This window comes from Dyella sp. ASV21 (assembly GCF_016428975.1).
Classification (GTDB): Bacteria; Pseudomonadota; Gammaproteobacteria; order Xanthomonadales; family Rhodanobacteraceae; genus Dyella.
Genome location: NZ_JAELTT010000003.1, coordinates 65,531 through 89,665 on the forward strand (window position 1 = coordinate 65,531; position 24,135 = coordinate 89,665).

24 protein-coding genes are annotated in these 24,135 nt (G+C 64.5%); 14 read left to right on the forward strand and 10 right to left on the reverse strand.

The genetic code is table 11. The features are described from left to right. Positions 1 to 158: 158 nt before the first annotated feature. The 6 genes from gshB to JHD67_RS01855 all read left to right on the forward strand — a co-directional run bounded on the left by gshB (position 159) and on the right by JHD67_RS01855 (position 5,895). Positions 159 to 1,136, forward strand: coding sequence for a glutathione synthase (gene gshB / locus JHD67_RS01830; protein WP_199096732.1), 978 nt, complete (start codon positions 159 to 161; stop codon positions 1,134 to 1,136). Continuing rightward, the gene (locus tag JHD67_RS01835) at positions 1,133 to 1,999 is read left to right on the forward strand and encodes an energy transducer TonB (RefSeq protein ID WP_343214285.1); all 867 of its coding nucleotides are present in this window, start codon (positions 1,133 to 1,135) and stop codon (positions 1,997 to 1,999) included. Before gshB ends, JHD67_RS01835 begins: the two co-directional genes overlap by 4 nt. A gap of 89 nt (positions 2,000 to 2,088) precedes the next feature. Next, on the forward strand, positions 2,089 to 2,664 hold the full coding sequence (locus JHD67_RS01840; RefSeq protein WP_199096734.1) for a YqgE/AlgH family protein: 576 nt from the start codon (positions 2,089 to 2,091) through the stop codon (positions 2,662 to 2,664). Next, positions 2,661 to 3,089 (forward strand): Holliday junction resolvase RuvX, encoded by a 429-nt coding sequence (gene ruvX / locus JHD67_RS01845; RefSeq protein ID WP_199096736.1) that lies wholly within the window; start codon positions 2,661 to 2,663, stop codon positions 3,087 to 3,089. Before JHD67_RS01840 ends, ruvX begins: the two co-directional genes overlap by 4 nt. Before the next feature lie 22 nt (positions 3,090 to 3,111). Continuing rightward, positions 3,112 to 4,038, forward strand: coding sequence for an aspartate carbamoyltransferase catalytic subunit (locus tag JHD67_RS01850; RefSeq protein ID WP_199096738.1), 927 nt, complete (start codon positions 3,112 to 3,114; stop codon positions 4,036 to 4,038). Positions 4,039 to 4,131: 93 nt separating this feature from the next. Further along, on the forward strand, positions 4,132 to 5,895 hold the full coding sequence (locus tag JHD67_RS01855; RefSeq protein ID WP_199096740.1) for a hypothetical protein: 1,764 nt from the start codon (positions 4,132 to 4,134) through the stop codon (positions 5,893 to 5,895). 71 nt (positions 5,896 to 5,966) lie between these two features. Here the strand turns inward: JHD67_RS01855 and JHD67_RS01860 are convergent, their stop codons facing one another. Together JHD67_RS01860 and JHD67_RS01865 are read right to left on the reverse strand one after the other, a co-directional pair. Next, positions 5,967 to 6,701, reverse strand: coding sequence for an MHYT domain-containing protein (locus JHD67_RS01860; protein WP_199096742.1), 735 nt, complete (start codon positions 6,699 to 6,701; stop codon positions 5,967 to 5,969). A 42-nt stretch (positions 6,702 to 6,743) separates the two neighbouring features. Beyond that, a complete protein-coding gene (locus JHD67_RS01865; protein WP_199096743.1) occupies positions 6,744 to 7,484 on the reverse strand; it encodes a hypothetical protein in 741 nt (246 codons plus the stop codon). A 377-nt stretch (positions 7,485 to 7,861) separates the two neighbouring features. Between JHD67_RS01865 and JHD67_RS01870 the strand changes: the two genes are divergently transcribed. Next, positions 7,862 to 8,227, forward strand: coding sequence for a BON domain-containing protein (locus JHD67_RS01870; RefSeq protein WP_199096744.1), 366 nt, complete (start codon positions 7,862 to 7,864; stop codon positions 8,225 to 8,227). A 123-nt stretch (positions 8,228 to 8,350) separates the two neighbouring features. Here the strand turns inward: JHD67_RS01870 and JHD67_RS01875 are convergent, their stop codons facing one another. The 3 genes from JHD67_RS01875 to JHD67_RS01885 form a co-directional block, all read right to left on the reverse strand. Beyond that, positions 8,351 to 11,365: a TonB-dependent receptor gene (locus JHD67_RS01875; protein ID WP_233171576.1), complete on the reverse strand. Its 3,015-nt coding sequence runs from the start codon at positions 11,363 to 11,365 to the stop codon at positions 8,351 to 8,353. A gap of 530 nt (positions 11,366 to 11,895) precedes the next feature. After that, on the reverse strand, positions 11,896 to 13,065 hold the full coding sequence (locus tag JHD67_RS01880) for a PilT/PilU family type 4a pilus ATPase (RefSeq protein ID WP_199096746.1): 1,170 nt from the start codon (positions 13,063 to 13,065) through the stop codon (positions 11,896 to 11,898). Positions 13,066 to 13,104: 39 nt separating this feature from the next. Then, positions 13,105 to 14,142: a type IV pilus twitching motility protein PilT gene (locus tag JHD67_RS01885; RefSeq protein WP_199096747.1), complete on the reverse strand. Its 1,038-nt coding sequence runs from the start codon at positions 14,140 to 14,142 to the stop codon at positions 13,105 to 13,107. 316 nt (positions 14,143 to 14,458) lie between these two features. Between JHD67_RS01885 and proC the strand changes: the two genes are divergently transcribed. The 3 genes from proC to JHD67_RS01900 are packed head-to-tail and all read left to right on the forward strand — an operon-like array spanning position 14,459 to position 17,951. Continuing rightward, positions 14,459 to 15,277 carry a pyrroline-5-carboxylate reductase gene (proC, locus tag JHD67_RS01890; protein WP_199096748.1) on the forward strand — a complete coding sequence of 273 codons (819 nt, stop codon included), beginning with the start codon at positions 14,459 to 14,461 and terminating at the stop codon, positions 15,275 to 15,277. A 2-nt stretch (positions 15,278 to 15,279) separates the two neighbouring features. After that, positions 15,280 to 15,855: a YggT family protein gene (locus JHD67_RS01895; RefSeq protein ID WP_199096750.1), complete on the forward strand. Its 576-nt coding sequence runs from the start codon at positions 15,280 to 15,282 to the stop codon at positions 15,853 to 15,855. 41 nt (positions 15,856 to 15,896) lie between these two features. Next, positions 15,897 to 17,951, forward strand: coding sequence for a M13 family metallopeptidase (locus JHD67_RS01900; protein WP_199096752.1), 2,055 nt, complete (start codon positions 15,897 to 15,899; stop codon positions 17,949 to 17,951). Between the two features lie 60 nt (positions 17,952 to 18,011). Here the strand turns inward: JHD67_RS01900 and JHD67_RS01905 are convergent, their stop codons facing one another. From JHD67_RS01905 to pdxH, 3 genes are all read right to left on the reverse strand, one after another. Continuing rightward, positions 18,012 to 18,836, reverse strand: a complete 825-nt coding sequence (locus tag JHD67_RS01905; RefSeq protein ID WP_199096754.1) for a cobalamin-binding protein — start codon at positions 18,834 to 18,836, stop codon at positions 18,012 to 18,014. A 4-nt stretch (positions 18,837 to 18,840) separates the two neighbouring features. Then, a complete protein-coding gene (locus JHD67_RS01910; RefSeq protein ID WP_199096756.1) occupies positions 18,841 to 19,278 on the reverse strand; it encodes a secondary thiamine-phosphate synthase enzyme YjbQ in 438 nt (145 codons plus the stop codon). A gap of 89 nt (positions 19,279 to 19,367) precedes the next feature. Further along, complete coding sequence (pdxH, locus tag JHD67_RS01915) at positions 19,368 to 19,955, reverse strand: pyridoxamine 5'-phosphate oxidase (protein ID WP_199096758.1); 588 nt, start codon at positions 19,953 to 19,955, stop codon at positions 19,368 to 19,370. Between the two features lie 42 nt (positions 19,956 to 19,997). On the opposite strand from pdxH, the gene JHD67_RS01920 reads away from it, so the two are divergent. Next, positions 19,998 to 20,828 carry a kinase gene (locus JHD67_RS01920; RefSeq protein ID WP_199096760.1) on the forward strand — a complete coding sequence of 277 codons (831 nt, stop codon included), beginning with the start codon at positions 19,998 to 20,000 and terminating at the stop codon, positions 20,826 to 20,828. Between the two features lie 9 nt (positions 20,829 to 20,837). On the opposite strand, the gene JHD67_RS01925 is transcribed toward JHD67_RS01920, so the two are convergent. Both JHD67_RS01925 and JHD67_RS01930 read right to left on the reverse strand, forming a co-directional pair. After that, positions 20,838 to 21,182, reverse strand: a complete 345-nt coding sequence (locus JHD67_RS01925; protein ID WP_199096762.1) for a heavy metal-binding domain-containing protein — start codon at positions 21,180 to 21,182, stop codon at positions 20,838 to 20,840. 68 nt (positions 21,183 to 21,250) lie between these two features. Beyond that, a complete protein-coding gene (locus tag JHD67_RS01930; protein WP_199096765.1) occupies positions 21,251 to 22,090 on the reverse strand; it encodes an NAD-dependent epimerase/dehydratase family protein in 840 nt (279 codons plus the stop codon). A 58-nt stretch (positions 22,091 to 22,148) separates the two neighbouring features. Here JHD67_RS01930 and JHD67_RS01935 point away from each other — a divergent pair, with 58 nt between their 5' ends. The 3 genes from JHD67_RS01935 (at position 22,149) to JHD67_RS01945 (ending at position 24,135) form a co-directional block, all read left to right on the forward strand. Then, positions 22,149 to 22,688, forward strand: coding sequence for a shikimate kinase (locus tag JHD67_RS01935; RefSeq protein ID WP_199096767.1), 540 nt, complete (start codon positions 22,149 to 22,151; stop codon positions 22,686 to 22,688). Then, a complete protein-coding gene (aroB, locus tag JHD67_RS01940) occupies positions 22,685 to 23,785 on the forward strand; it encodes a 3-dehydroquinate synthase (RefSeq protein WP_199096769.1) in 1,101 nt (366 codons plus the stop codon). Before JHD67_RS01935 ends, aroB begins: the two co-directional genes overlap by 4 nt. Before the next feature lie 89 nt (positions 23,786 to 23,874). Next, positions 23,875 to 24,135: a WGR domain-containing protein gene (locus JHD67_RS01945; RefSeq protein ID WP_199096771.1), complete on the forward strand. Its 261-nt coding sequence runs from the start codon at positions 23,875 to 23,877 to the stop codon at positions 24,133 to 24,135.

Sequence of the window (24,135 nt, forward strand, 5' to 3'; positions counted from 1 at the left end):
AGGTTGCCTCCGCCCCGGAACCCAGCGCGCCCCTCATCGGGCACCCGTCCAAGGGCCGGAAACGATCCAAGGGAAGCGTATCGACATACACTGCCCCGCTCTCGCTCGGCCCGTGCCGGCTGCGCATCGTGAACACGCTCTACTACCGGAGAATGACGATGACCCTCTCGGTCGCCGTACTCATGGACCCGATCGGCTCCATCAAGATCGCCAAGGACACCACCTTCGCCATGCTGCTGGAGGCCCAGCGCCGCGACTACCGGCTCTTCTACATGGAGCAGGACGACCTGGCCGCCCGGGACGGACAGCCCTGGGCCCGCCTGGCGCCGCTCTCGGTCCGCGATGACCGCGAAGACTGGTTCACCCTGCACGAGGCCCAATGGCGCGACCTGCGCGAGATGGACATAGTGCTGATGCGCAAGGACCCGCCAGTCGATGCCCAGTTCATCTACGACACCATGATCGTGGAACTGGCCGAGCGGGCCGGCACCCGGGTCATCAACGCGCCGTGGGCCCTGCGCGACTGCAACGAGAAGCTGTTCGCCCTGCACTTCCCCCAGTGCATGGCACCCACCTTGGTCTCGCGTGATGCGGCCCAGTTGCGCGCGTTCGTGGCCGAGCATGGCGAGGCCGTGCTCAAGCCGCTCGACGGCATGGGTGGGCGCGGCATCTTCCGGGCCAGGCAGGGCGACAGCAACATCAACTCGATGATCGAAACCCTGCTCGGCGCCGGCCCGCATGGCGAGCACAAGCAGATGGTGATGGCCCAGAAGTTCATCCCGGAGATCACCGCCGGCGACAAGCGCATCCTGGTGGTGGACGGCGAACCGGTGCCCTATGCCCTGGCGCGCGTACCCCAGGGCAGCGATTTTCGCGGCAACCTGGCGGCCGGCGGCCGTGGCGTGGGTGTGCCACTGAGCGAGCGCGACCGCTGGATCGTCTCCCAGGTGGCGCCCGAGCTGCGCCGACGCGGTTTGCTGTTCGTGGGTCTGGACGTGATCGGGGATTACCTCACCGAGATCAACGTCACATCGCCGACCTGTGCCCGCGAACTGGACGCCCAGTTCGGGCTTAATATTGCCGGCCAGCTGTTCGACGCTATCGAACGAACCCGAACCGGAACCCGCAACGCGTGAGTCAACCCGCTGTCCGCACCGGCGCCGACATGATCGGCGCCACGATGCTCTTCTCGCTGTTGCTGCATGGCGTGCTGGTGCTCGGCATTACCTTCAGCTACGTCAAGGCCAAGCCCAGCTTGCCCACGCTGGATGTCACCCTGGTCGACGTCGCCAATCGCGAGAGCCCGGACAAGGCCGACTTCCTGGCGCAGGCCAACAACAGTGGCGGCGGCGAGAACGACAAGGCCTCCCGCCCCTCCCAGCCGGTATCCGGCCCGCTGCCCACGCCCACGGCAGGGGTGGCGCCGCAACCCGTGGAAGCCAGCGCGCCCAAGCCGCAGGAAGCCACCGAGGACAAGCTGCTCACCACCACCGGCAACAGCCACTACAGCGTCAACACCGACAGCGCCAAGGTCGAGCAGGACGCGCAGGATCTGCCGGAATCGCAGGCCGAGGTGAAGCGACGGCTGGAGATGGCGCAACTGGCGGCGGAAGTGCGCGACCGTAGCGAGAAGTACGCCAAGCGCCCCAAGAAAAAGTTCATCTCCTCCAACACCAAGGAATACGCCTACGCCGCCTACATGCGCGGCTGGGTGGACCGGGTGGAGCGTGTGGGCAACCTCAACTACCCCAACGAGGCGCGCCGCCGCAGCCTGCACGGCGACGTGCTGATGACGGTGACGCTCAACCGCGACGGCACGGTGAAGGGCATCGAAGTGGTGCAAAGCTCGGGCCAGCCGCTGCTGGATGCCGCCGCCCAGCGCATCGTGCGCCTGGCCGCACCGTTCCCCGCCCTGCCGGCGGACAAGGAACATATCGACGAACTGAACATCACGCGCACCTGGCAGTTCATGCCTAACGACACACTGCACAGTCGTTGAGCGTTGACGGGCCCGCGGCGCCCCAGGGGATTGGCCCGATTGTCGCGGATGACAGGCGCCGGCCCCTTCCCTGGGCTTACAATGATCCCATGACTGCTACCCGTCCCCAGCCCCAGTCCCTCGCCGGTCAGTTCCTGATCGCCATGCCTAGCCTGGCCGAGCCGCCGTTCTCACGCGGGGTGGCCTTCATCTGCCAGCACGATGAAGACGGCGCGGTCGGTTTGCTGGTCAACCAGCTCTCCGAATACCGCTTCAGCGACGTGCTCGCCCAGATGAAGCTGGAGTGCCATGACCCTGAGCTGGCCGACGCACCGGTGCTGATCGGCGGCCCGGTGCAGCAGGAACGCGGCTTTGTGCTGCATCGCGAACCGGGGCACTGGGAGTCGAGCTACCGCATCAACGCCGACTGGTCGGTAACCACCTCGCGCGACATCCTGGTAGCCATGGCGCAGGGTGAAGGTCCGCGTCTGGCCGTGATGGCGCTGGGCTATGCCGGCTGGAGCGCGGGCCAGCTAGAACAGGAATTGAAGGACAACACCTGGCTCACCGCCGACGCGAGCGAGCGCGTGGTGTTCCATACCCCGTTGGAAGAGCGCTGGAGCGCGGCCGCCGGCCTGGTTGGCGTGGACCCGCTGCAGCTTCCGGGCTACGCGGGCCACGCGTGAGCTGCGTATTCGGCTTCGACTACGGCAGCCGCTTGCTGGGCGTCGCCGTTGGCAACCGCTTTACCGGAAGCGCGCGCGGCCTGGCCGCCATTGCCGTTCGCGATGGTGACCCGGACTGGTCGCGGCTGGACGCCCTTCGCCAGGAATGGCTGCCGGACACCCTGGTGGTCGGCCTGCCGCTGACCCTGGACGGCGAGGAGCAGCCAGCCAGTCGCGGCGCCCGCCGCTTCGCCGAGAAGCTCGGCCAGCGCTATGGCTTACCGGTGATGCTCACCGATGAGCGCCACAGTTCCCGTGAAGCCGCGCAACGCTTTGCCACCGCGCGCGCCGCCGGCCTGAAGAAGCGCCGCGACGCCGCCACCATCGATGCCGAGGCCGCCGCCGTGATTCTTGAGCGCTGGCTGGCCTCATCCCCTGGTCACTGACACTCCCACGAAGCCGTCCGCCATGAGCCTACGCCTGCGCCACCTGACCACGCTGGAAAACCTGTCCCGTCCGGCCATCGAGCGCCTGCTCGACCGCGCCGAAACCATGCGCGACGGCTGCGCCCATGGCACGCGCAAGCTCGACCTGCTGGCCGGCCGAACCATCCTCAACCTGTTCTTCGAGCCATCCACCCGCACGCGCACCTCGTTTGAACTGGCCGCGCGCCGGCTGGGTGCCGACGTGATCAACTTCGACATCGGCTTTTCGTCCACCAGCAAGGGCGAGGCGCTGTTCGACACGCTGCACACGTTGGAAGCCATGCACCTGGACGCCATCGTGGTGCGCCACAAAGTATCGGGCACGCCGGAGGAACTGGTGCGCCACGCCATGAGCGGCGTGTCGGTTATCAACGCCGGCGACGGCAATCGCGCCCACCCGACCCAGGGTCTGCTGGATGCGCTGACCATCCGCCAGCACCGCCCCGACTTCAGCCAGCTCACCGTGGTGATCTGCGGCGACGTGAAGCATTCGCGCGTGGCACGCAGCGATGTGCATGCCTTCTCCACGCTGGGCGTGAAGGAAATCCGCCTGTGCTCGCCACGCGCGCTGATGCCCGAGTCGTCCGAGTTCCCGGGCTGCGTGATCACCGATGATTTCGACGCCGCCATCGAAGGCGCCGACGTGGTGATCATGCTGCGCCTCCAGAAGGAGCGCATGGCGGCCACCGACCTGCCCGATGAAGCGGCCTACTTCGCACGCTACGGCCTGGACAACCGCCGCCTGGGCCGCGCTGCGCGCGCCGCCCTGGTGATGCACCCGGGCCCGCTCAACCGTGGCATCGAGATCGCCTCGGAGGTCGCCGATGGCCCGCAGTCGCGCATCCTCGAACAAGTCGGCAACGGGGTGTTTGTCCGCATGGCGGTACTGGCCGAAGTCCTGGGCCGCTGAACACCGCACGCCCGGGGGCCGTGACGCGCCGCGACATGGCCGGATTCCGGGCATAATGACGGCGCTGTATCCAACACATTCAAGGGAATAGACATGCGATCGACGACGCGCGTAGTTGCGCTGGGCCTCGCCGGCGTGCTGCTGGCTGCATGCCATCACAAGGACAAGGACGCCCCCCTCGCCTTCGTGCCGGCAGACACGCCGTACGTGGTGGCCAACCTCGACGTGCTCGACGACGACACGCGCAAGGCGCTGCTTGCCCAGGCCGACGCGCAGTTGCCGAGCGAGCTGACCCAGCTGCGCTCGGCGGCCGACGAAATGGCCGATAGCAATGCCGACACCTCGCGCCTGCTGAAAGCCTTTATTGCCGAACTGGATGGCAAGACCATCGAGGCGTTTGCCCAGAATGCCGGCCTGAACATCAAGGGTCGCTCGGCCTTCTACGGCCTGGGCCTGTCGCCGGTGGTGCGCTTCGAACTGACCGATCCCAAGGCGTTCGATGCCTTCGTCGGCCGCCTGGAAGCGGCCTACGGCAAGCCCTTCGACACCGCCACGCTGGGCAACCTCCATTATCGCAAGCACGTGTCGGCGGAAGGCGGCGTGCAGGTGATCCTGGCCGTCGCTGGCAAGCAGGCCGTGGCGGCGCTGCTGCCGATCGACGCGCCGGAAGCCACCCTGCGCCTGGCGCTGGGCCTGGATCGTCCCGAGAAGAACATCCAGGACGACGGTCGCCTGGACAAGCTCGCCAAGGCCAAGGGTTACCAGCCGTGGGCCATCGGTCAGGTCGACCTGACCCGCCTGCTGCCGCTGGCCGCCAGCGGCAAGGACCCGATGTTCAACGCGCTGCGCAAGGCGCGCGCCGAAAGCGAGTCCGCCAGGACCGGCGAGCCCGTGGCCAACCAGCTGCAGGTCTCGCCCAGCTGCGAAGGCGAAGCCACCCGCATCGCCGCCCGCGTGCCGGCACTCAGCTTTGGCTACACCAAGCTGGACGCCACCCACCAGTCGCTACGCTGGGACGTGAGCCTGGCCGACGACATCACCAAGGCCTTCTCCGGCATGAAGGTGGAACTGCCCGGCTTGGGCGCCACCAGCTACGCGCCGTTCGACATCAGCCTGGCGGTGCCGATGGTGCAGCTGCGCGGCTTCTGGAGCGCCCAGGCGGACGCCGTGGCGGCCAAGCCGTTCACCTGCCCCGTACTGGTCGATCTCAACGAGAGCTTCGCCAAGATCGGCATGATGTCGCAGCAGGCGGCTGTGCCGCCGATCGGCGACCTGCTGGGCCTGCGCGTGGCACTGGACAGCTTCGAAGCCGGCGGCGCCAACGGCATGCCCAAGTTCAGTGGCCGCGTGCTGATCGGCACCTCCAACCCGGCAGGCCTGCTGGCGATGGCGCAGATGGCCGCCTCGGGCCTGTCGCAGCTCAAGCTCACCCCGGACGGCAAGCCCGTGGCATTGCCGCCGGAGCTGACCGCACCGCTCGGCACGCCGGTGTGGGCGGCCATGGGCCCGAAGGCACTCGCACTGGCCATCGGTAATGGCGAGGAAACCAAGCTGGGCGAACTGCTCTCCGCACCCACCGGTTCGGCGGGTGACTTTGGCCACCTGCACCTCAATGGCGAGATGTATCAGGCCTGGGTGAAGGCCATGGCGGCCAAGGCAGAAAACATCGCCGAGCTCACGGCGTCGGCCCAGTCCGACGACCCGCAAGCCGAGGCCACCGCCAAGGCGACGGCTGAGCGCACCAAGGCCCAGTTCGCATCGATGCAGGCCCAGGCCGATCGCATCAAGACACTGAGCGGCGGCGCGCGCATGGACAGCGACGGGCTGATCGTTACCAGCGAGACCGAGCTGAAGTAAGCGACGCAATACACGCAAACAAAAAGGGGCGCCCAGGCGCCCCTTTTCAATGGGCCACGGCCTGCTTCGCCCTAGATCGTCACCGCCGCGCGCCGCTGCTGACGCGCGATACTCATGCCCAGCGCCAGCGCCAGTAACGCAATAACCACGGCGAACGTCATCAAGCCCAGGCGATCACCACGCACGCCCTGCTCGAAACCCACCGGCAGGCTATCGCCGGGCATCAACATTAACGCCGCCATGCCGACGAAGTGCATGCCGCATACGGCCACGCCCATGACGAGCGAGCTGCCGAGCATCTGCAGCCAACCGCGAAGATTGAAAGCCAACCAAAGCGCGACCATCGACGCGACGATGGCAATCGCCACCGACAACGCAACCATGGGCAGGTCATAGGACGCACGCGCCGAGGTCAACATCGCCATCATGCCGATGTAATGCATGCCCGCCACGCCCAGCCCCATCAACACGCCCGCACCCAGCAGATGCACAAAGCGAACACGCGCGGCACTGACCATCGCCAGTCCCAGCGAGCAGGCCACGATCGCCAGCAACGCCGACACCGCGGTGAGCCATACGTCATAGCTCACCTGCACGCCCATGTTGCACGCGAGCATGGCGATGAAATGCATGGTCCAGATGGCGCCACCGCCCATGGCCGTGCCCGCCGCCAGCACCGCGCCAAGACGTTTTCGCGGGTGGTTGGCCAGCGGAATGCTCAAGGCAAGCTGCAACGCGGTGAACGAGCCAAGCACGGATACTGCATAGGAAAGACATACCAGCAGGGCGTTGTAGTGCGAATGCATGAACCATACCCCGTGAAAATCAGATCGTTGGCCGCCACGGCGTCACTGCGACACCTCGAAGACACAAGCGGCTGCGCCATGGCTGTGACAATGAATTTCGTGCACGGCCAGCGAAGGCTCATCCACGGCATCCATCAGCAAACCCTCAAGGAACCCACAAAAGAAGTGTCCGCCCGATGCGCCGCCAGGCTGGCATAGCGGGCAATCGCGCAGATGCAGTTCGCTGCCATGCTGCTCGGCGGGCACGAATTCGCGCAGGGCTGGCAAGGCGATGCGCCGCATGGCATCGAGCAGCCCCAGCTTGGCGCCCAGCGCGTAATCGCGCTTGTAGACCCAACAACCTGTGCGCCGCCCCGCCAGATGCAGCGACGCATTGCGTGCCTCTACTGCCACCTCGTATTCGAGATGGATCAGCCAGGGAAAGATGCGCGGATAGTCCTTGGCCAGATTCGGCAGGATGCGTTCGATCTTGGCTACTTCCGCACCGCCGACCCGTGAGGCGGGATGCTTCGCGCGCGCCGATGAGGCGACAGGCGATGCGTGCAAGGCCACACCCCCACTGGAGGCAAGGCTGAGCACACGCGGATGCGCCTCCAATGCATCTTCCAGCGCAAGACGACGCTCGTCCGGGCCGCGCAACACCAAGGTCGCGCAGGTGCCCTGCACATCCGCCGCTAGACGTTGACGCAAGAGCACGTGATCGTGCTCGCTGATGATGCGCCCCAGTTCCACGAGCAAGCCTTCCCGACGCTCGGAAACAACACGCACTTCCAGTTCGGCCATGATTCCCCCCGAAATCAAGCCAGCACATGCAGTGTGCTCAGGTGCGCAGAATGTGCCGTACGCGTGCGCATTTCTCAAGCGCTTGTTTCTGCGATCTCCCGCGAAAAGCCATCCAAACCCGCCCTGATGAGCGCGTGCAGGCGACGACACATCCAAAATGTGATGTGCATCACGCTTGTCACAACAGCGAAGCTCTGAACACTTTCAGGACATCGCAACGACATCTCCTTCGCATGCCTAAGAAAGCGCTGAACGACCGCCGCCATCAGCCATCGGCGATTCACGTTGGGTCTGTTGGGATGGTTGGCACGAGGCGGCCATCGCTGCCCCGTCTGTCTTTCCTACGGACAGCGCTCCCCCACTACAGGAGATTTCCCATGCGTACCCCCAACCTGTTCCGCAAGACGCTGATCGCCGCCGGCCTGGTGGCCGCCTTCTCGGCCGTACCGTTCGCGCAGGTTGCTGCCCAGGACGCAGCCATGCAGAAGCAGTCGGACAACCAGACAGTGCCTGACAAGACCGCTGACGCCTGGATCACCACCAAGGTGAAATCGGAGCTGGCGACCACCAAGGGCATCAAGAGCACCGATATCTCGGTCAACACCACCGATGGCGTGGTCGCCCTTACCGGCACCGCAACCAGTTCGATGGAGAAGGCCAAGGTCGAACAAATCGCCAAGAAGGTGAAGGGTGTGAAGAGCGTCGATGCCAGCGGCCTCACCGTCAGCGATACCGCCAAGTAAGCGCTCGCACACGACATCTGGCGTTCGCCTGAACAAAGAAGGAGCCCCATGGGGCTCCTTCCTTTTCTACCCGCGGGCGTGCATCAATCCACCCACCGCATACGCACGGCCGGGACAGCCGACTTACAGGTCATAACGAACCGTCAGTCGGAAATAGCGCGGGTCCGTATAGTTCAACTCGCGACCATAGAGCGGATTGACCGTCGTGCGATTGGCCGCATAGCGATAGTTGTACATGGTCGGCGTCTGCTTGTTGAACATATTGATGCCGTCCAACTGCAGCGTGAGTTTGTTTGCCATCCAACCCGGCGTGTAGGCCACATTGAGGTTCAGCTGATAGGTCCATGGCGTGGTGCCATGCGACCCTCGCGGCGAGAACTCATACCCTGGCTGCCCCGGCAAGCCGCAGAACCAATAGGTCGAGCTGTTGTAGAGCCCCTTGTCGGCCGTAGGGTAATAGCTGGTGCAGTTCTTGGGTCGTCCGGACGCTGCGATCAAGGTCGCGCCAATGCGCCATTCCGGATTCAACTGGTAATAGCCAAACGCTTTGACTTGATGGGCGCGATGGTTGGGCAACAGGCCATTGGCGCCCACCATCAGCTGGGGAAGATCCCAATCCTGCGTGCGTGACACGTCGGTCTGACCACCCGAGCCTGTATCCAGGTCCGAGGCCAGCTGCCCCTCGGTATTGCCGTAGTTGCGCGAGAAGGTGTACTCGGCCTTGCCGTACCACTTATCAGCCAATGGATGCTCGATGAAGAGATCGACGGCGTAGTACTTACGCTTGAGATCGGGGAGCCCCAGCTCCTGCTTGCTCAGGTATACCGACGCAAGACTGCCGTCCGGCTGCAGCACTTCAAACGTGTTGCCACGTCCCGGGTTGAAAGTCAGGCACCTGCCGCCAAGCGCAGCGACGCAAGTATCGTCGATGGCGCTCATCAGCTTGCGATAGGTCAGCTTGACGCCATAGCTGTAGGACGGATTGATCTGCTGCTCCATGCCAAGGATGTACTCATCCTGGAAATGCGAGCGCAGCCCCTTGGCCGCCACGGTACGCGGGTCGGGCGCATCGCCACACTCCTGATTGGAGGAGACACCGCCGGTATTCGGGCAGATGTACGGGCTGACGGGATCGACCGCGATGGGGTTCAACCCCAAGGGCACGCCGCTGACCGTGTCCACGCCGGTATAGGTAAAATACTGGTTGCTGATCAACGAACCGGACACGCTACGCACCGCTGCGTTGTTCGGCACCGCCAGGTGATAACGACCGGCATTGGCGAACAGCTTCAACGTGGCGTCGCCAAACACATCCCATGACGCACCCAGGCGTGGCGCCAACTGGTGTCGCTGGCGGATATAGGCGTCACCGTTCTTGTTGTAGTTGGTGAACTGCTCGTTGCGCAAACCCAAGGAGAGCAGCCAGCGCTCGGTCACCTGCCAGCGATCCTCGATGAACTGTGCCGCCTGGTCCGTCTCCACGCCCGCACGCTGCGTGTTGTACAGCTTGTAGACGTAATAGCCCTCCGTACCCAAACCACCGGCCTGGGCCGGCGAGCCAATGACGCCAAGACCGGCATCCACCGGAGCATTCGCGTTCGTCTGCTTGGCATAGATCCACGCGTAGTTACCGGCGTACTGCTTGCCCGTGAACGACTTGGCGTTCTGGGCGTCGTAACCCAGGCGAAGATCGTGGTCGCCGATACGGTATTCGACATCCAGGCGCCAGCCTTCGGTTTTGTCGTTGGCTCCCGGTAGCGGGATCGTCGACGTGCCCGGCGGGCTTACCGCCTGTTGGCAGGTGTTGTACACCAGGCCCGGTACAGCGGCGCCACTGTTCACCGAAATATACGGGCAACCCGGATCGTAACCATCGCTCGAATAGACGTGGTTGACCTTTTGCGTACCGTACAGAGCAGACACCGTGAGGTCATCGGTGAGATAGCCCGTGTACTTGCCGATGTACAGGTCGCCGCCATCTTTGGTGTACACACCGCCCGTCTGCTGCTCGCCATGGCTCAGCGTCTTGTAGCTGTAGGCATAACGATCGGACTGGTACAGCGTCTTGTCCGAAACACCGGTCAGCTCAAGAATGTGGCTATCGGTAATGTTCCAATCCAGCTTGCCTGTCCAGCGCGGCATCTTGTGGCTGTAGCTGCTGTAGCCGGTCTTGGAAACCGCCCCGGACGAATTGCTGTAGGAGAGCACGCTTGCGCCCTCCTGACGATTCATCTCCGCATCCAGGTAATAGAACAGGCGATCCTTCACCAGCGCGCCACTGAGATAAGCGCCCACGGTGGATTTCCAGTACTGGTTGCGATGGCGGTAATGCAGCAACGCACCATCGGTCGTTGCGTTGCTCGCCGCGCCGGTACGCGGGAAATAGTTGTTGCGCGGGTTGGCGCGCAGCGCTTCGGGCTCCCAGATGGTGTAGAGGCCGGCCTTGGTCTGGTTACTGCCGCGCTTGGTGACGATATTGATCACGCCACCGGTGGATCGCCCAAATTCAGCGCCGTAGCCGCCCGTGAGCACCTGCTGCTGATCGATGGCATCGAACGGCAACTGCGTGAACCCGATCGAGGTGAGCGGATTGGTCACCGCATAGCCGTTGATGAAATAGGCGTTCTCCGAAGAAGCGGCGCCACCGAAGCTGGGCACGCCATAGCTGGAGTTGGCCACCACGCTCGGCGCCAGCAATGCGGCGGCGGAGATATCGCGCGCAATCGGCAGCTTGTTCAACTGCTCGGCCGTGAGCACGGTGCGGGTATCTACCGAAGACACATCGATAGCTGGAAGCGCCGACGCCACCACGGAGACGCCCTCAAGGTTCTTCGCGTCGCCCGAGGCGTGCGCCTGCGCGGAAGCGCCAAAGGAAACCTCCGTACCACCGGCGATACTCAGCTCCACATTGTCCCGCGCGCTCACACTCGCACCCTCGCGCTTGAGCGTGACGCTGTAGCGTCCCGTGGGCAACGAACTAAAGCGATACCGCCCTTCTTTGTCGACAGTCACATGGCGCGTAAAGCCCGTGTCGGCGTTGCGGATCTCCACACTGTCGCCGGCCTCCGAGGACACCTGACCAAAAATGGAGCCGGTGATATTGGACTGCGCGGCGGCGTCGAAACCCGCAACGGCCATAGCGACAGCCATGACCAAGGGCAAACGCTTCCCTGGCCGCTGAACAAGAGCAGCAAAACGATTCACAAGTTGTATTCCCTTCAACGTACGTGCGATCGCGCCATCCCTTGCGGCGAATCGCCGTTGCGTCCAGCGACCTCAAGGGTCGCTTTAACCAGCGTGCACAGCGAAGAAGCGGTACGGGATGGGCGTATGAGCGCCGCAAATGGCAAGAGCGACGTGCGCCCTTAACATTCAATCGACGAAGGAGCGATTTAGCCGCAATAACCTACGACCAACAAGGCGCAAGCACCGTCTACTGATGAAGGGGAAACCCGGCACAATCATGAGCCCTATCTCCTTCGTCCTTCACGCAGCGTTCGCTGTGGACCATGAGGCGTGAAAGAGCAATGTCGTCACACCGCACGTCGAAAGGCGTTATGAGTACGCCCTGATAAGGCACTGGATTTTCGACATATCGGCATCCCTCTGCATGAGGGAAAAAAAAGGAGCCTGTAGAGGCTCCTTTTTTTCTGACCGCCACAACAGGCTCAACGCTTGAGCAAATGCCCGCCACCGAAGTTCTGGGAATCGCGCGTTTCTTCCAGTTCCACGCCATCCAGGCCTTGCGACAGCGTGTGCGCGTCGCCGCCCTGCGCCAGCTTGATGCGCAGACGCACCTCGTTGGAGCTGTCGGCATGGCGCAGCGCGTCTTCGTAGGAGATCTCGCCGGCGTGGTAAAGCTCAACCAGGCTCTGGTCGAAGGTCTTCATGCCGAGGTTGGTGGACTCCTTCATCACTTCCTTGAGCTTGTGGATCTCGCCCTGGCGGATGTAGTCCTGCACCAGCGGCGTACCCAACAGCACCTCCACCGCCACGCGGCGGGCCTTGCCGTCCGGCGTGGGAATGAGCTGCTGCGCTACGACGCCCTTGAGGTTGAGCGACAAGTCCATGAACAGCTGCGAGCGACGATCCTCCGGGAAGAAGTGCAGGATGCGATCCATCGCCTGGTTGGCGTTGTTGGCATGCAGCGTGCACAGGCACAGGTGACCCGTTTCGGAGAAGTTGATGGCGTGCTCCATCGTCTCGCGCGTACGCACTTCGCCGATCATGATCACATCAGGAGCCTGGCGCAGGGTGTTCTTCAGCGCGTTCTCCCAGCTATCGGTATCGATGCCCAGCTCGCGCTGCGTGATGATGCAGCCCTCGTGCTTGTGCACGTATTCGATGGGGTCTTCGATGGTGATGATATGGCCGGTGGAATTGGCATTGCGGTAGCCGATCATCGATGCCAGCGAGGTCGACTTACCGGTGCCGGTGCCGCCCACGAAGATGATGATGCCGCGCTTGGTCATCGCCAGCTGCTTGATGATCGGCGGCAGGCTCAGCTCTTCGATGGTGGGGATCTTCGACTCGATGCGACGCAGCACCATGCCCACGCAGTTGCGCTGATAGAAGCACGATACGCGGAAGCGACCCACGCCCTGCGCCGAGATGGCGAACTGGCATTCGTGGGTCTTTTCGAACTCCTCGCGCTGCGAGGGTGTCATCACATTGAGCACCATGTCGCGCGCCTGCTGCGGCGACAACGGACTCTGCGTGATCGGCACGATGCGGCCCTGCACCTTCATCGACGGCGCCACGCCCGCCGTAATGAATAGGTCCGATGCCTTCTTGTGCACCATCAGCTTGAGGAACGAGGTGAAATCGAAATCGCCCATGGCACAACCCTCTAGTGTTCAACGGCAAGCGCGGGGCGCTTACTTGAAGATGTCCTTGTTGCGCGCGTAACCGTGCGCCTGCTGGCGCGTTACCAGGCCACGCTTTACCAAGTCCTGCAGATTTTGGTCCAGCGTCTGCATGCCGTACTGCTGACCGGTCTGGATGGACGAATACATCTGCGCCACCTTGTCTTCGCGGATCAGGTTACGGATGGCGGGAATGCCCACCATGATCTCGTGGGCTGCAATACGGCCGCCCCCCACCTTCTTCAACAGCGATTGCGAGATCACCGCGCGCAGCGACTCGGACAGCATCGAGCGCACCATCGGCTTTTCGCCCGCGGGAAACACGTCGATGATGCGGTCGATGGTCTTGGCCGCCGAACTGGTATGCAGGGTGCCGAACACCAAGTGGCCGGTTTCCGCGGCGGTCAGCGCCAGGCGGATGGTTTCCAGGTCGCGCAACTCACCCACCAGGATGTAGTCGGGGTCTTCGCGCAGCGCCGAACGCAGCGACTCGTTGAAGCCATGCGTATCGCGATGCACTTCGCGCTGGTTGACCAGGCACTTCTGCGAGGTGTGCACGAACTCGATCGGGTCCTCGATGGTGAGGATGTGACCGTATTCGTTCTTATTGATGTGGTCGACCATCGCTGCCAGCGTGGTGGACTTGCCCGAGCCGGTAGGGCCGGTCACCAGGATCAGGCCCTGCGGCTGCTCGATCAGCTCGCGGAACACCGCCGGGGCGCCGAGATCCTCCAGCGTGAGCACTTCGGAAGGAATGGTACGGAACACCGCGCCGGCACCGCGGTTCTGGTTGAACGCGTTGACGCGGAAGCGTGCCAGGCCGGGAATCTCGAAGGAGAAGTCGGTCTCCAGGAATTCTTCAAAGTCGCGGCGCTGCTTGTCCGACATGATGTCGTAGATCAGCGAATGCACCTGCTTATGTTCCAGCGCCGGAATATTGATGCGGCGAACGTCGCCGTCCACGCGGATCATTGGCGGCAGGCCGGCGGACAAGTGCAAGTCCGAAGCCTTGTTCTTCACCGAGAAGGCAAGCAGTTCGGCGATATCCATCTAGCGTTCCCCTCAACCCGATCGACTGGATGTCATGCAGCGGCGTACCGCATGGGCGGGGCATCCCCTGGCGCGCAACTTATCGGCGCCAAGGCGCAGATGTCGTGCAAACGGCCAGAAACCGGTTCCCCCATGCAGCGGGCCGATACTACTCGCCGGTAGGCCTGCGCCACCAGTCTTTCCAAAGCCCTAGCCCTTCAAACTGCGGACCAGGTTTGCAAGCATGCTTAGCCGGGCCTCGCCCGCCGGCACTTTTGCCACGGGACGGCCGGCGCCTGCTCCGGTAAGGTAGCCACCGCATTGGCGAGGATTCTGCATGACACGTATCGCATTCATCGGGGGCGGCAACATGGCCCGCAGCCTGATTGGGGGCCTGCTCAAGACCGGTATGGCCGCGACCAATCTGAGCGTGGCCGAGCCGCGCGCCGACGCCCGCCAGGAGCTGGGCCGCGAGTTCGGCGTGGCCTGCTATGGCGAGAACCGCCTGGCGGCCGCCGAGGCGGACGTGCTGGTGCTGGCCGTCAAGCCGCAGATCATGCCGGCCATCCACGCCGAGCTGCTGGACACACTGGCGCGCCGGCGCCCCTTGCTGATCTCCATTGCCGCCGGCGTGCGGCTGGACCAGCTCGAACGCTGGTTCGGCCACACCCTGCCCATCGTGCGCTGCATGCCCAATACGCCCGCCCTTATCGGCGCCGGCGCCACCGGCCTGTGCGCCAACCGCCGCGTCAGCCCGGAGCAGCGTGCCCAGGCCCAACACATTATGGATGCGGTCGGCCTGACCCGCTGGGTGGACGACGAATCGCTGATGGATACGGTCACCGCCATCTCCGGCTCCAGCCCTGCCTATTTCTTCGCCATGGTCGAGGCCTTGGAAGATGCCGCCTTCGCACAGGGCATGCCGCGTGAAGCGGCCCGGGCGCTGGCCGCCCAGGCCTGCCTGGGCGCCGGGCGCATGCTGGCCGAAAGCGGAGAAGACCCCGGCGTGCTGCGCCAGCGCGTGACCTCCCCCAACGGCACCACCCAGGCCGCGCTGGAAAGCCTGGCCGCCGACCACTTCCATCAGATCATCGCCCATGCCGTGGCCGCTGCCACGCATCGAGGCGGCGAACTGGCTGCAGCCCTGGATAATTAATCGTGAGTTACCTGATCAACGCACTCTCGTTCCTGCTGGAACTGGCCTTTGGCGCCGCCGCCGCGCTGTTTGTACTGCGCCTGCTGGCTGAGGCCAGCCGCGCGGATTTCCACAACCCGCTCAGCCAGTTCGTCTACCGCAGCACCAACCCGGTGCTCGCCCCGCTTCGGCGCGTGCTGCCCAATTGGCGGCGCATCAACATCGCAGCGCTGCTGCTGGTGTGGCTGCTGATGCTGCTCAAGCGCGTGGTGCTGTTCGCGCTGCTGGGCATGTTTCCGCGCCTGGCCGGCCTGCTGCTGTTGTCCGTCGCCGACACGCTGGACTTCATTCTGATGTTCTATGTGGTGCTGATCTTCGTGTGGTCGCTGATGAGCCTGTTCCAGGTGGAGCGTTACCACCCGGTCTATCGCCTTGCGGGCACCCTGGTCGAACCCCTGCTGCGCCCCTTGCGCGGCAAGCTGGTGGTCGGCGGGCTGGATTTCGCGCCGTGGGCGGTGATGATTGTTTTGATCCTCGCCCGCCTGTTGCTGGTCTCGCCGCTGACCGACCTTGGCGCACGCCTCGCGCTGGGCGTCTAAGCCATCACCCTTCATCTTTCCCTGCCGGAATCCTCCAACGCATGAAAGCGACCTCCTCCTTGCGCCTGCGCGCTCTCGCCATCGGCCTGGCCCTCGCCGGCATCGGTCACGCCTGGGCCACCACACCCGCCGCCAAGCCGGACGTGGTCGCCGCCAATGTCGATACCTCGGTCAAGCCCGGTGACGACTTCTTCGCCTATGCCAATGGCGCATGGCTGAAGAGCCATCCCATTCCCGCCGAGGAATCGCAATGGGGCATCGGTCAGGTCGTGCAGGATGAGCTATACGCCAAGCTGCGCCAGATCAGCGAGGCCGCCGCCGCGCAAAAATCCGCCTCGGTGGGCAGCGACGAGCAGAAGGTGGGGGATTTCTGGTCGACCGGCATGGATCAGGCGCTGGCCGACCGCCTCGGCGTGTCGCCGCTCACGAGCGAACTGGCCCGCATCGATGCCGCCAAGGACCTCAACGCCCTGCTGGACGAAGCCTTTGCGCTGCAGCCGCTGGGCGTGGACGCCTTCTTCGACATGGGCGTGCTGCAGGACGAGAAGCAAAGCGATGTGATGGCCGTGCACCTTATGCAGGGCGGCCTGGGCTTGCCCGAGCGCGACTACTATTTCAACAACGAGCAAGGCGTGGCCAAGGCTCGCGTGGCCTACGTGGAGCACCTGCGCCGCATGTTCCAGCTGTTGGGCGCCAGCGAGGCCGACGCCAAGCAGAATGCCACCCAGGTGATGGCTTTTGAAACCGCGCTGGCCAAGGTCTCACGCCCGCTCGAGGCACTGCGCGATCCGCTAAAGAACTACAACAAGATGGCGCCCGCCGAGCTGAGCGCCAAGTACACGCCGACCATTGCCTGGAACACGCGCCTTGGCGATTGGAAGCTGCCCGCCTCCACCGTGATCGTGGGCCAGCCGGAGTTTTTTGCCGGCCTGCAATCGTTGCTGGCCAAGACGCCGCTGCCGGTGCTGCGCGCTTATCTGCGCGTGCATCTGGTCGACACCTACGCCAGTTACCTCAGCCAGAATTTCGATAACGAGCACTTCGACTTCTACGGTCGCGTACTGTCCGGCCAGGCGGAGCAGAAACCGCGCTGGAAGCGCGTGCTCAACGCCGAAAATCATGCCCTGGGCATGATCCTGGGCCGCATCTACGTCAAGGATTACTTCTCCGAACGCAGCAAGCAGCGCTACAACGAGATGGTCGAAGCCGTGCGCACCGCCTACAGTGAGCGCATCACCCGGCTCGACTGGATGAGCGATGCCACCAAGGCCAAGGCGCAGGCCAAGCTCGCCGCGGTAACCAAGAAGGTGGGCTATCCGGACAAGTGGAAGGACTACTCCGCGCTGCAGATCGGCCGCGAGTCGTATGCGCAGAACATGATGAATGCCAACCGCTGGGCGTTCAACGACATGATCTCGAAGTTCGGCAAGCCGGTCGACCGCGACGAGTGGGACATGACGCCGCAGACCTACAACGCTTACTACAACCCCTCCAACAATGAGATCGTGTTGCCAGCGGCGCAGTTCCTGATCCCTGGCTTCGCCGACGATCAGGTCGACGATGCCGTGGTCTACGGCTACGTGGCGGCGTCTACCATCGGCCACGAAATCACGCATGGCTTCGACGACGAAGGCCGCCAGTTCGACGCCAAGGGCAACCTGTCCGACTGGTGGACGCCGGAAGATGCCAAACGCTTCCAGCAGCGCGCCGATGTGATGGTCAAGCAGTTCAACGCCTACGAGCCTTTGCCCGGCCTGCACATCAACGGCCAGGCGAGCCTGGGCGAGAACATCGCCGACTTCGGCGGCCTGATGATCGGCATCGACGCCTTCAAAAAGACCGAGCAATACCGCAAGGGCGAGAAGATCGCCGGCTACACGCCGATGCAGCGCTTCTTCTTCGGCTATGCGCTGGGCTGGCTCTCGCAGCAGCGCGAGCAGCGCTTGCGCAATGCTCTGCTCAGCGATGTGCATGCACCGGCCAAGTGGCGCGTCAACGGCCCACTCTCCAACATCCCGGATTTCTACGAGGCATTCGACGTCAAGCCGGGACAACCGATGTGGCGCCCGGAAAACCAGCGCGTGAAGATCTGGTAACCCCCCGCACCCGCGCGTTATGCGCGGGCATGGCGGATTCATGGCCGGCGTCGGCGCGTTCTACGCGCGCTGGCGCTGTTCCCACGCGGCAAAGATGGCGTGGATGGCGGCCAATCCGTCGCTGAGCGCGGCCGGGCCGGGCTGCAGGATGATCGGCGACTTGATCTCATACAGGTCGCCGTTGCGCACGGCGGGAATGGCACCCCAACCCTCGCGCGACGCCACACGTTCCGGGCGAAAACGCTTGCCGCACCACGAGCCCAGGATGATGTCCGGCGCCTGCGCCACCACCTCGCCAGCGTCGGCCAGAATGCGATGCTTGGCCAGCGACTCGCCGGCCATTGCCGGAAACACATCGTCGCCACCCGCAATGCGCACCAACTCGGCGACCCAACGAATGCCGGTGATCAGCGGCTCATCCCACTCCTCGAAGTACACACGAGGACGGCGGGTGAATTGCGCCGCGGCCGCCTGCACGTCGGCGAGTTGGCGCTCCAGGGACTGCGCGTAGGCTTCGGCCTTGTCCGCCGCACCCACCATCGCACCGAGCCTACGCACATAGGCGAGGATGCCCTCCACGCTGCGGTGGTTGCTGATCCACACTTCCACGCCCGCCTTGATCAGCTCACGCGCGATGTCGGCCTGGATGTCGGAAAAACCGATCACGAAATCCGGTTCGAGCTTGAGGATCTCGTCGATCTTGGCGCTGGTGAACGCCGAAACCTTGGGCTTTTCCTTGCGCGCACGCGGCGGTCGCACCGTGAAACCCGAGATGCCTACGATGCGGCGTTCCTCACCCAGCGCGTACAGCACCTCGGTGGGTTCTTCGGTAAGGCAGACGATGCGCGAGGGGTAGCCGTCGCGGTGATGAAGCTGTTCGGTCACGCGTTCAATGTCCCAGCACCGTCACGGTGATCCGTCGCTGATGCGGATCGAGGCGGTGTTCCCATAGATACAAACCCTGCCAAGTGCCCAGGTGCGCGCGCCCTGCGTGCACCGGCACCACCAGACTCACCCCGGTAAGGATGGCCCGCACATGCGCGGGCATGTCGTCGGGGCCTTCCTCATCGTGGCGGAAGATGCCGTCGCCATCGGGCACGGCACGAGCCAGCCAACGCTCCAGATCGTCGCGGACGGTCGGGTCGGCGTTCTCACTCAGCAGCAGTGAGCAACTGGTATGCAGGCAGAAGACATGGGCAATACCCGTGTGCACGCCGCTGGTCGCGATCACCTCACCCACCTTATCGGTGATGTCGGTAAAGCCGCGGCCGCGCGTATGCACGACAAAGCCATGCTGGCCAACGTGTTCGGCGGGCGCTGCGCGCATGGGTCAAGCCTCCAAAAGCGGGGTTGCCCCCGTGGAACCTGGCTACGACCTGCCTGCGGTGCGTCGTTGCCGACAGATCGCGGGCAGGCTCAAGGGTAGAGCAGACGGTTGGTCCAGGTCTGGCCGTGACGGCTCCAACGCACGCGCTCGTGCAGGCGGTAGTCCGCGCCGTACCAGAATTCGATCATGTCAGGCTCGACCACGAAACCGCCCCAATGCGGCGGGCGTGGCACATCCTTACCCTCGAACTCGTGTTCATAGCGCGCATAGCGCTGCTCGAAGGTCTCGCGATCGGGCAGCGTCTGCGACTGCAACGAGGCCCAGGCGCCGATCTGGCTGGCGCGCGGCCGAGTGGCAAAATACACGTCCGACTCTTCCGCCAGCAGCTTGCGCGCCACGCCTTCCACCCGCACCTGCACGGCATTGCGCAGCTGCTTCCAGTGGAAGCACAGGGCGACTTGGGGATGGGCCTCCATCTGGCCGCCCTTGTCGCTTTCGTAGTTGGTATAGAAGCGGAAGCCGCGCTCGTCGGCGCCCTTGAGCAACACAATGCGAGAGCTGACGCGGCCAGCCGCGTCCACCGTCGCCAGGTTCATTGCCGTGGGTTCGGGTTCGCCACCATGGCTTGCCTCGTCCAGCAGCTGCAAAAAGGTGTCCAGAATCTCTCGTTTCAACATGGGGGTCTTGAATCGTGGCCGCCGCGCGCCATCATGGCCGGCATGTCTACGGATGCTAGCACGCAGAATTCGACCTTGGCCGGGCACCTGCTCGACCAGTACGCCGGCCGCATCGCCCGCGCCCGCCGCCCCTACCTGCTGGGCCTGTCCGGCCTGCAGGGCAGCGGCAAGAGCACGCTCGCCCGGGAAATGAAGGCCCAGGCCGAAGCCCGGGGCTGGCCGACCGAGGTGCTCTCGCTGGACGATTTCTACTACTCCCGCAGCGAACGCGAGGTGCTGGCCCACCAGATTCATCCGTTGCTGCGTACCCGCGGCGTGCCGGGCACGCACGAGATCGAGCTGCTGCTGTCGGTACTGGCCGCATTGCCGCAGGCATCTGACAAGCTGCCGGTGAGTTACCCGCGCTTCGACAAGGGCCGCGACACCCGGGTGCCCCCATCCAAATGGCCCCGTGTCACCCGCCCACCCAAGCTGGTGATCCTGGAGGGCTGGGCCATGGGCATCCGCCCGCAAACTCAGGCGGCGCTGGAAGCACCGGTCAATAGCCTGGAGCGCGAGGAAGACCCGGAAGGCACCTGGCGCCACTGGGTGAACAAGCAGTTGCGCGGCTACCAGCCGCTATGGCGCAAGTTGGACGCACTGATCGTGCTCCAGGCGCCCAACTGGGAGGTGGTACGCAAGTGGCGCAGCGAGCAGGAGGAGGAACTGCTCGCCCGCCATGCGCCGCTCGCCATGGACGCCAGCGCCATGGTGCGCTTTCTGGCTCACTTCGAACGCTTGAGTCGGCATGCCTTGGCCACGTTGCCGGAGCTGGCCGATACCTCGGTCGAGTACGACCACCATCGTCACGTCATCGCACTCAACCATAGTTGAAGCACCCACTCAGGCCAGCGGCTCCACCTGCACCGCCGTGCCATAGGCGAGCACCTCGGTAACGCCTTCGGCGACGTCGTTGGCGTCGTAACGCATGGCAATCACCGCGTTGGCACCGCGCTCGGCGGCATGGCGCAGCATCAGCTCGAACGCTTCCTCGCGCGCCTTCTCGCACAGCTCGGTGTAGATGGAAATATTGCCGCCCACCAGGGTTTGCAGCGCCGCGCCCAGATTGCCGATCACGCTGCGCGAGCGCACCGTAATGCCACGCACGATGCCCATGGGCCGCACGACGCGGTAACCCGGCAATTCGTTGCTGGTACTGACCATATGCAGCGGAAGCTGGTTTGCCATGTGCGTATCTCCGTTTGTGAAAAAGTGTGGGCTGAGCGTACATGCCTCATCGGCGTTCCGGCCCTTGCTCACTCTGTCGCCGCCAACAAGGCGGCATACCCTTCGCGTGCATCGGGCCAATGCGGCGCAAAGCCGCTCGCACGCAAGCGCGCGTTGCTGAGCCGCTTGCTGCCCACGCCAGCCGGCGCGGGGCCATCCGCCGGCCATGGCGCCCCTATCACGTTCGCCAGGTGGTCATAGAGCGTGTCCAACGGCAGCGGCGTGTCGTCCACGCCTACATAGAGCGGCAGCGCGCCTGGCAGATCCAGCAGATGCACGATCGCGGCGGCGGCATCGTCCACGTGGATGCGATTGGACCAATGCGGCGTATGGCGCGGCACGCGCACCGAACCCTCGCGCAGGCGCTCGACCAACTGCATGCGCCCTGGCCCATACAGCCCTGCAAGCCGCAGCACGGTCGACGACAACGGCTGCGTCGCCAGCCAGCGTTCCGCCTCCAGCAGCACGCGACCATTGAAGCCCAGCGGCTCCACCGGCGTTGCCTCATCCACCCACGCATCGCCGTGTTCGCCATAGACGGCCGAGGACGACACGAACACCACGCGCGGCAAGGCGCTGCGATCCAGTGCCGCCAGCATGTGCTGCAAACCATGCAGGAACACGGCGCGGTAGCGCCCTTCCTCGCGCGCACCCGGCGTGGGCAGATAGACCAGGTGGGTCAATCCCGACGGCAGACTTTGCAAGGTTTCCGGCCGGGTCAGGTCGCCTTGCAACCAGCGAATGCCATTGTGGCCGTCTGCGACGGGGCTGCGCCGCAGCGCCCACACTTCATCGCCGCGCGCCCTCAGCAAGGCCGCCACGCGTAGGCCCACATCGCCACAGCCAGCGATCAATACGCGTCGGCTCATGCGGCCACTCCGCTGCACCAACCCCGCCATGCGGGTGCGCGCCTGTTAGCATTTGCCCATGAATCCATCGTGCAACCTTTTCATCGTCGGTCCCACCGGCGCCGGCAAGACGACCATCGGACGCCGGCTGGCCGAGCATTATGGGCTGAGCTTCGTCGATCTCGACCATGAGATCGAGCAGGTCTGCGGCGTACCGGTAAGCACGGTGTTCGAGATCGAGGGCGAGACGGGCTTTCGCCAGCGCGAAAGCCAGCTGCTGGAAGAGCACAGCCGCCGCAGCGGCGTGGTGCTGGCCACCGGTGCCGGCGCGGTACTCGACCCCACCAATCGTCGCCTGCTCGGAGAACGTGGCTTCGTGCTTTGGCTGCAGGCCACGCTGGAGCAACAGCTCGAACGGCTGGCGCAGGACAAGCAACGCCCCCTGCTCGCTGGCCCCGACCGTGCCGAGCGACTCGACGCCATGGCGCAACTGCGTACGCCGCTGTATGAAGAAATCGCCGACCTGAGGATTCCCGGCGCCCATGAACCCGTCCACGCCGCCAGCACGCGCAGCGTCCTTCTGATCGATCAGCATTGGCACCGCCAGCACGCCGTATGACCACTACCGTTCCTACGCCCCGCACTATCGACGTCGCCCTCGGCCAACGCAGCTATCCGGTCTGGATCGGCCACGGCCTGCTGGCAGACCATGCCCGTTGGCGCGCTGCGCTCAAGGGTCGTCACGCGCTGGTAATCAGCAACACCACGGTCGCGCCGCTGTATCTGGACCGCGTAGCGCAGGGCCTGGAAGGCCTGCATTGGTCCTCGTTCCTGCTCGACGACGGCGAGTCGCACAAAAGCTTCGCCAACGTGGGCCGCGCGCTAGAGGCGCTGGCTCAACTCGGTGCCACCCGGGACGCCTGCGTAGTGGCGCTGGGCGGCGGCGTGGTGGGCGACCTGGCCGGCTTCAGCGCCGCCTGCTGGATGCGCGGCATCGACTTCATCCAGATGCCGACCACCCTGCTGTCGATGGTCGACTCCTCCGTGGGCGGCAAGACCGGTGTGAACCTGCCGGCTGGCAAGAATCTGGTGGGCGCCTTCCATCAGCCGCGTGCGGTGGTGGCGGATATCGACACGCTCGCCAGCCTGCCCGAGCGCGAATACCGCGCCGGCCTGGCCGAAGTGGTCAAGGGCGCAGCCATCGGCGACCCGGCCTTCTTCGCGTGGCTGGAAGAGCACGCCGCTGCGCTGAATGCACGCGAAAGCGCGCCATTGATCGAGGCCATCGCGCGCAAGGTGCGGTACAAGGCGGGCGTGGTGGCGCGCGATGAAACCGAACAGGGCGAACGCGCCCTGCTCAACCTGGGCCATACGTTTGGTCATGCGCTGGAGACCGCCGGCAAGTACAAGGTGCTGCTGCATGGCGAAGGCGTCGCCATCGGCATGCTGCTGGCCGCACAACTGTCCGAGCGCATGGGCATGAGCGAGCCGGCCGACACCGCGCGTCTGCACCGCCTACTCGAAGCACTGGGCTTGCCCACCACCGTTCCGCCCGGCATGCAACCCGAAGCCCTGCTCGCACTGATGCGGCTGGACAAGAAAAACCTCGCCGGCACGCTGCGACTGATCCTGTGGCGCGGTGTGGGTCGCGCGGAAATCGTCGGCGGCGTGGATGAAACAGCCGTACTCGCCGTGCTCGAGGCCGCCCTCCGCTGAACCTGCGACGCCGCTGCGCTCGCTCCCGGGCGCGCGGCCTTCTAGAATGCGATGTCTGCGTTCACTCGCCCCCTGCGACATCGGATTCCATGCGCCTTTACCTGCAAGCCATGCCCGCCAGCGCCGAAGCGCCGCGCTACGTCCAGATCGCGCTCGAGCAGGATCTGCTTGGCGGCTGGACGCTGTATCGCGAATCGGGCGTGCAAGGCGGCAAGGCCACCTTGAAGCGCGAACAGTTTCTCGAACGCGAGGACGCCATGGCGGCCTTCGAAAAGGCGCGCGACGCGCAGCTCAAGCGCGGCTTCCGCGTAATGTTCAGCCAGGGCCTGGATGGCCCCTACGGATCCTGA